Consider the following 5249-nt stretch of genomic DNA (forward strand, 5'->3'; position numbering starts at 1 on the left):
CGTAACTCTATCGACATGTCAAACAACCAACCACCAAAAATGGTGTGACTGTTCGTTTGTCGGGAGTTGCACAGTGGACGCGTAGCAGCTTAGTAGTCAAGTCCTCGGCCTATTAGTACCGGTCAACTGAACCCGTTACCGGGCTTACATTTCCGGCCTATCAACCCAGTCGTCTAGCTGGGGGCCTTACCCACTCAAAGAGTGGTGGGATACCTCATCTTGAAGCGAGCTTCCCGCTTAGATGCTTTCAGCGGTTATCCCTTCCGAACGTAGCTAACCAGCCGTGCCCCTGGCGGGACAACTGGCACACCAGAGGTTCGTCCGTCCCGGTCCTCTCGTACTAGGGACAGCCCTTCTCAAGTATCCTACGCGCACGGCGGATAGGGACCGAACTGTCTCACGACGTTCTAAACCCAGCTCGCGTACCGCTTTAATGGGCGAACAGCCCAACCCTTGGGACCTGCTACAGCCCCAGGATGCGACGAGCCGACATCGAGGTGCCAAACCATCCCGTCGATATGGACTCTTGGGGAAGATCAGCCTGTTATCCCCGGGGTACCTTTTATCCGTTGAGCGACACCGCTTCCACATGCCAGTGCCGGATCACTAGTCCCGACTTTCGTCCCTGCTCGACCTGTCAGTCTCACAGTCAAGCTCCCTTGTGCACTTGCACTCAACACCTGATTGCCAACCAGGCTGAGGGAACCTTTGGGCGCCTCCGTTACCCTTTAGGAGGCAACCGCCCCAGTTAAACTACCCACCAGACACTGTCCCTGAACCGGATAACGGTCCGAAGTTAGATACCCGAATCAACCAGAGTGGTATTTCAAGATTGCCTCCACCCTAACTGGCGTTAGAGCTTCACCGGCTCCCACCTATCCTACACAAGCTAACTCAGATACCAATGTCAAGCTATAGTAAAGGTCCCGGGGTCTTTCCGTCCTGCCGCGCGTAACGAGCATCTTTACTCGTAATGCAATTTCGCCGGGCCTGTGGTTGAGACAGTGGGGAAGTCGTTACGCCATTCGTGCAGGTCGGAACTTACCCGACAAGGAATTTCGCTACCTTAGGATGGTTATAGTTACCACCGCCGTTTACTGGCGCTTAAGTTCTCCGCTTCGCCCCGAAGAGCTAACAGGTCCCCTTAACGTTCCAGCACCGGGCAGGCGTCAGTCCATATACATCGAATTACTTCTTCGCATGGACCTGTGTTTTTAGTAAACAGTCGCTTCCCCCTGCTCTCTGCGGCCATACAACGCTCCACCCGCGCGGGGCTTCACGTCTCCGGCCCCCCTTCTCCCTAAGTTACGGGGGCAATTTGCCGAGTTCCTTAACCACAGTTCGCCCGATCGCCTCGGTATTCTCTACCTGACCACCTGTGTCGGTTTGGGGTACGGGCCGCTCGGAACTCGCTAGAGGCTTTTCTCGGCAGCATAGGATCACTGACTTCACCTGAATCGGCTCGGCATCACGTCTCAGCCTATATGCGCCGCGGATTTGCCTACGGCACGGCCTACACGCTTACCCCGGCACAACCACCGGCCGGGATCAGCTACCTTCCTGCGTCACCCCATCGCTTGACTACTACCCGCCAGGTTCCCACGCTCCCCAACATCAGTCCGAAGACCTCCGCCGGTTCGGGTGGTTAGCACAACGAGGTTCGTCAGGGTCGCTCCTTCGCGGGTACGGGAATATCAACCCGTTGTCCATCGACTACGCCTCTCGGCCTCGCCTTAGGTCCCGACTCACCCAGGGCGGATTAGCCTGGCCCTGGAACCCTTGGTCATCCGGCGGAAGGGTTTCTCACCCTTCTTTCGCTACTCATGCCTGCATTCTCACTCGTGCCGCGTCCACAACTAGGTCACCCCGTTGCTTCACCCCCGGCACGACGCTCCCCTACCCACCCACACACCTGCACAAGGAATCAAGTCCCTGCAAGGTTATTGTGTGAGTGCCACAGCTTCGGCGGTGTGCTTGAGCCCCGCTACATTGTCGGCGCGGAACCACTTGACCAGTGAGCTATTACGCACTCTTTAAAGGGTGGCTGCTTCTAAGCCAACCTCCTGGTTGTCTATGCGACCCCACATCCTTTTCCACTTAGCACACGCTTAGGGGCCTTAGCTGGTGATCTGGGCTGTTTCCCTCTCGACTACGAAGCTTATCCCCCGCAGTCTCACTGCCGCGCTCTCACTTACCGGCATTCGGAGTTTGGCTGATTTCGGTAAGCTTGTGGGCCCCCTAGACCATCCAGTGCTCTACCTCCGGCAAGAAACACGCGACGCTGCACCTAAATGCATTTCGGGGAGAACCAGCTATCACGGAGTTTGATTGGCCTTTCACCCCTAACCACAGGTCATCCCCCAACTTTTCAACGTTGGTGGGTTCGGCCCTCCACGCGGTCTTACCCGCGCTTCAGCCTGCCCATGGCTAGATCACTCCGCTTCGGGTCTAGAGCATGCGACTGAACCGCCCTATTCAGACTCGCTTTCGCTACGGCTCCCCCACACGGGTTAACCTCGCCACATGCCACTAACTCGCAGGCTCATTCTTCAAAAGGCACGCCGTCACCCCGCAAGGCTCCGACGGATTGTAGGCGAACGGTTTCAGGTACTATTTCACTCCCCTCCCGGGGTACTTTTCACCATTCCCTCACGGTACTCGTCCGCTATCGGTCACCAGGAAGTATTTAGGCTTACCAGGTGGTCCTGGCAGATTCACGGCAGATTTCAGGAGTCCGCCGCTACTCGGGAACACCCACAGGAGACCAGCCACTTTCACCTACCGGACTATCACCGCCTACGGTCAGCCATTCCAGACTGTTCGGCTAGCAACTGGCTTTGTAACTCCTCCAACAGATGTCAGTCTGTTGAGCAGGGTCCCACAACCCCGACCACGCAACCCCTGACAGGTATCACACGCAGCCGGTTTAGCCTCGATCCGCTTTCGCTCGCCACTACTCACGGAATCACTCTTTGTTTTCTCTTCCTACGGGTACTGAGATGTTTCACTTCCCCGCGTTCCCCCCACACACCCTATGTGTTCAGGTGCGGGTGACTGGACATGACTCCAGCCGGGTTCCCCCATTCGGACACCCTGGGATCACAGCTTGGTTGACAGCTCCCCCAGGCCTATCGCGGCCTCCCACGTCCTTCATCGGCTCCTGGTGCCAAGGCATCCACCGTTCGCCCTTGACAACTTGACCACAAAGATGCTCGCGTCCACTGTGCAATTCTCAACAAACGACCAACCCACAACCCACAAGCCCCACACCAGCCCGACAACCGCCGGCGGTATACGGGACCAGGCCATGCCTGGCACCAACCCCCACCCACAGGTGAGGTCATGGTTCTGAAAGACAACCCATGGTTGTTCTTTCAGGACCCAACAGGGTGTTTACCGCTTCCCCCCAGCCGCACCGGTCACCCGTTCCACACCACCGAAGTGGCCGTACTAGAGATCCCAGCCGTTGCCAGGGAAAAACTCGCCAGTGTCTCCGCCAATTGAGCACCCCGACCCGGCATTCGCGGGTCGCGGGCTCCATACCGCCTTTCGACGGATGGTGCTCCTTAGAAAGGAGGTGATCCAGCCGCACCTTCCGGTACGGCTACCTTGTTACGACTTCGTCCCAATCGCCAGCCCCACCTTCGACGGCTCCCTCCCTTACGGGTTGGGCCACCGGCTTCGGGTGTTGCCGACTTTCGTGACGTGACGGGCGGTGTGTACAAGGCCCGGGAACGTATTCACCGCAGCGTTGCTGATCTGCGATTACTAGCGACTCCGACTTCACGGGGTCGAGTTGCAGACCCCGATCCGAACTGAGACCGGCTTTTTGGGATTCGCTCCACCTCACGGTATCGCAGCCCATTGTACCGGCCATTGTAGCATGCGTGAAGCCCTGGACATAAGGGGCATGATGACTTGACGTCATCCCCACCTTCCTCCGAGTTGACCCCGGCAGTCTTCGATGAGTCCCCGCCATAACGCGCTGGCAACATCGAACGAGGGTTGCGCTCGTTGCGGGACTTAACCCAACATCTCACGACACGAGCTGACGACAGCCATGCACCACCTGTCACCGGCCCCGAAGGACCCCCCATCTCTGGAGGATTTCCGGCGATGTCAAACCCAGGTAAGGTTCTTCGCGTTGCATCGAATTAATCCGCATGCTCCGCCGCTTGTGCGGGCCCCCGTCAATTCCTTTGAGTTTTAGCCTTGCGGCCGTACTCCCCAGGCGGGGCGCTTAATGCGTTAGCTGCGGCACAGGGAACCGGAGAGGCCCCCCACACCTAGCGCCCAACGTTTACAGCGTGGACTACCAGGGTATCTAATCCTGTTCGCTCCCCACGCTTTCGCTCCTCAGCGTCAGTATCGGCCCAGAGACCCGCCTTCGCCACCGGTGTTCCTCCTGATATCTGCGCATTTCACCGCTACACCAGGAATTCCAGTCTCCCCTACCGAACTCTAGCCTGCCCGTATCGACTGCAGGCCCGCAGTTGAGCTGCGGGTTTTCACAGTCGACGCGACAAGCCGCCTACGAGCTCTTTACGCCCAATAAATCCGGACAACGCTCGCGCCCTACGTCTTACCGCGGCTGCTGGCACGTAGTTGGCCGGCGCTTCTTCTGCAGGTACCGTCACTTACGCTTCGTCCCTGCTGAAAGAGGTTTACAACCCGAAGGCCGTCATCCCTCACGCGGCGTCGCTGCATCAGGCTTCCGCCCATTGTGCAATATTCCCCACTGCTGCCTCCCGTAGGAGTCTGGGCCGTGTCTCAGTCCCAGTGTGGCCGGTCGCCCTCTCAGGCCGGCTACCCGTCGTCGCCTTGGTAGGCCATCACCCCACCAACAAGCTGATAGGCCGCGAGCCCATCCCAGGCCGAAAAACTTTCCACCACCGGTCATGCGACCAGTGGTCATATTCGGTATTAGCCCCGGTTTCCCGGGGTTATCCCAAAGCCTAGGGCAGGTTGCTCACGTGTTACTCACCCGTTCGCCGCTCGAGTACCCCGAAGGGCCTTTCCGCTCGACTTGCATGTGTTAAGCACGCCGCCAGCGTTCGTCCTGAGCCAGGATCAAACTCTCCAACAAAAACTTGTTGAACAATCCATCCCGACAACAAAAGTGTTGCCAAAGGAATCCCAACCAGCCAGACAATCAAGCCCGACCAGTCCGGGGTATAAACAATTTGGCACTGGCTTATCAAACACCCTGTTGAGTTCTCAAAGAACAACCACACACCATCCAGCAACCC

The 5249-nt window shown here is 57.9% G+C and carries 2 rRNA genes; both read right to left on the reverse strand.

The features are described 5' to 3' along the window. Window positions 1-92: 92 nt before the first annotated feature. A 23S ribosomal RNA gene (locus tag A6A27_RS06380) occupies window positions 93-3202 on the reverse strand. A gap of 368 nt (window positions 3203-3570) precedes the next feature. Next, window positions 3571-5086 (reverse strand): 16S ribosomal RNA (locus A6A27_RS06385). The 16S and 23S rRNA genes sit together here, the layout of an rRNA operon. Between the last annotated feature and the right edge of the window lie 163 nt (window positions 5087-5249).

The organism is Micromonospora sp. CB01531, from assembly GCF_001905095.1.
GTDB lineage: Bacteria > Actinomycetota > Actinomycetes > Mycobacteriales > Micromonosporaceae > Micromonospora.